The sequence below is a fragment of the Bartonella sp. AP9QHHD genome (assembly GCF_042195625.1).
GTDB lineage: Bacteria > Pseudomonadota > Alphaproteobacteria > Rhizobiales > Rhizobiaceae > Bartonella.
Genome location: NZ_JBHIOP010000098.1, coordinates 1 through 3,172 on the forward strand (window position 1 = coordinate 1; position 3,172 = coordinate 3,172).

Genomic DNA, 3,172 nt, shown 5'->3' on the forward strand with positions numbered 1-3,172 from the left:
CGGTGAGGTACAAGCCAAGCAAGGCAGCACAATTACTTTAAATGATAATGTTATAGTAACATCTGAAAATAATGGGCTTCATGCAGATGGTGAACAATCTAAAATCACAATGACTGGAGGAACTGTAAAAGCAAAAGAAGCTGCATTTGTCTTAAAAGATGGCGGATATATTGATGTCACAGATATTTCTGCGAAAGCACAGTGCAATGGGATAAGCATTGATGACTCCAAAAACGATCAGACTTCAAGAATCAACCTGACCAATACAAACCTTTTTGTCGAAGATGGAACGGGTATTGTTGCCAACAATTCATCAAATGGTAAACTCAACCTCAAAGATTCAAAAATCAGTGCCGACAGATTATTCGTGGGTATAACTCATGATACGCCAAAACCTGATCAAATCTTTACACTCACCGCAGAAAACTCTCTCTTACAGGGGGGAGTAAGAAATGACGAAAACAGCAGAACAACTTTCGATCTCAAAAACGATACAACATGGTTCGTAAACACTAGCACAAAAGAAAAAGATGATGCGGGCAAGTTACTTGATATTGCCCAAAGATCTCATTCTGATGTTTCTATACTTAATCTCGACAATAGTTCCATTGTTTTTCAACAGCCGACAGAAAACCATTATCATATATTGCATATAGGTTCTGGGAAACCAGACACGCAAGCAGTCTACAATGCTTCTGGTGACGCAAAGATTTCTTTTAATGTTGGATCTGTTGAGAGCTCTGATATAATCGATCAAAAAAATGATCGACTTCTGATCCAAGGGGATGTCTTAGGTACAACAACAGTTTATGTTATGAGTGATTTCAAAGATAGCAATAATATAACAGAAGCTTTTCACCCTTCTTCTAATACCAGTGGAGTTTCGCTCATTCAAGTTTCCGGGAAAGCAGATGAAAATTCCTTCAAATTAGCCAATGGTTATATCCAAGCAACTGGTTCACCTTATAAATATAGGCTTACCGCTTATGGACCAACATCCAGCTATGGTGCTGCAAATGAAACACTAAACCTGTTGGGAGAAAATGATAATTTCTGGGATTTCCGTTTGCAGAAATTTATTTTACCACAAGTAGCGAGCTATTTGGCCGTACCTAATGCTCTCTTCTACGCTGGTTTTATCGATATGGCTCAACAAAGTACTCTGTTAGCTGATCTGAGAACAACAGCTATAGGGATCGAAGATAACGTCAAAAAAAATGGATTCTTTCTCTCTTCCTATGGAAGTATCGCAACCCTATCGTCACAACAATATGGCTATAACACAAACATTCGCTATGCTGCTACACAAGCAGGTTTTACAGCTTCTGCACAAAAGAGCCAAAATACAATCCTATATTGGGGTCTTACCGGAACCTATGCTCAATTATCCCTCACCCCCCAAAATATAGAAGATGCAGACAAGAGTACGCTTAACAAATGGGCAGTCACAGCCTACAGCGGTATAGAGCATAATAGCGGTTTCTATATGGATACACTCTTCTCTTATGGGATCTGGAAAGGAAATATCTCTACAGCCATCGCTAACAGTACCACTAAAGTCGATGATATAAAAATGTTAATTGCCTCAACAACAATAGGTCAAAAATTCACAACGGGTATTAAAGCCCTCACGTTTGAACCCCAGGCACAACTTGTTTACCAGCGTCTAATCTTTAATGCCTTTTCTGATGCTGATAATCTTAAAGTTGATATCGGTGAACCTTATCAATGGTTAGTACGCATTGGTGGACGTTTGACAAAAACTACTACCTCCACAGAAAAGAACCGTGTCATTTCTCTGTATGGAAAAGTGAACTTTCTCAAAACTTTTGGTGATGATGGTAAAGTACAGATTGGCAACACCTTTCCCCTTGAGCCTACAGGATCTTCTATTGAAGGTGGGCTTGGCATCAATGCAAAATTGTCTCGCAGTTTAGCCCTCCATGGTGATATAAACTATCGAAAAAAGCTGCAAAAAACTGGTATATCCGGAACAAACTTTTCAGGAGGGATACGCTATCAGTTTTAAGGAAAGTCTGTAAATAGCCTATTCATTCTATTCAATTTAACAAAAAAGGCAGTATACATACTGCCTTTTTAATCTATGTAAGCTACTATTCTTATCCCCTGAAACTTTTTTCTTTTCTCCTCAATGATCTCCTTCCCTCCTATTTACACGAGTCACGCGGCATATTCATTATCGAATTTGTCTATAAAGCTAAGCAAAGTGTATTTTTAGATAATAAAAAGAAGACTACATTGGAAAAGATAATGATAAAAGAAACTCTCTCTTCATACCTTTTCTATGTTTATCCTCCTGTTTCTTCAATCCATTAGCTTAACACCACCCTGTAAGGATTCATTTATATGTCCATGTACCGTTTTTAGGCAAACCATTTTGACAATGCTTATCCCTCTAATTCCATACAGTATATTGATTTATAAAGATAATTCTTTGTTTTCCATGTTGAATGAGAGTCCCTAATATCGTAGGATTCTCTCATTTCAAACTTGTTTTATGTTGAAACAATTAAAAATTTTCTTGCACGTTACAAGCAGGGCTGGCGTGTGGAGAAAAGTTATATAAGAAAAGCCTGAGAAGTCCTCTCATGAACTGTCTCAAGAACCAAGGGCTTGTCACAAACATTGGGAGCTAGCAAAGTGCGATGGGCTTGCTCCTTCGTAAGCGTAAAGATGATGGAACTCTATGGCTTTAGCGTTATAGCATTCATGAACACCATCGCGAAATGGGCTGTGCTTCCTTAGAAAAATGGACTTTGGTACCCTTAGCCTCTTTAAAGAAAGCCTGTGAATAGCCCCCTCATCTCTTCTTCTTATAGCAGAAAAAATTTGCTGATCGTTTTGGTGAGTGCATCAAATAATACATCTCAACGCTATAGAGCTTTTTATAACGATTATCTTTAATAGACAATTTTTAAATATCATACTTCATAGTGCTTTTAGCATAAGCTTAACCAAGCTAGGTTTTATGAAATCCACTTTTCTCAACTTTTTATGATCATGAAAAAAAGTTTTTCTGAAGCAAAACTTCAAATCATAGAGAACATCATCGATATAATTCGTTTTGTTATTTACAATAAAAACATAATGATATAGAAACTGTCTGGGTACTTGCGCCATCAGGGGAATGAAGTAAGCATCAAAGCATACC

1 protein-coding gene is annotated in these 3,172 nt (G+C 37.5%); it reads left to right on the forward strand.

What is annotated here, in order from left to right; translation table 11 throughout:
• Positions 1 to 2,029 (forward strand): autotransporter outer membrane beta-barrel domain-containing protein (locus ACFIK4_RS08810; RefSeq protein WP_375675775.1); only part of this gene is annotated, 2,029 nt, incomplete at its 5' end.
• Positions 2,030 to 3,172 lie beyond the last annotated feature (1,143 nt).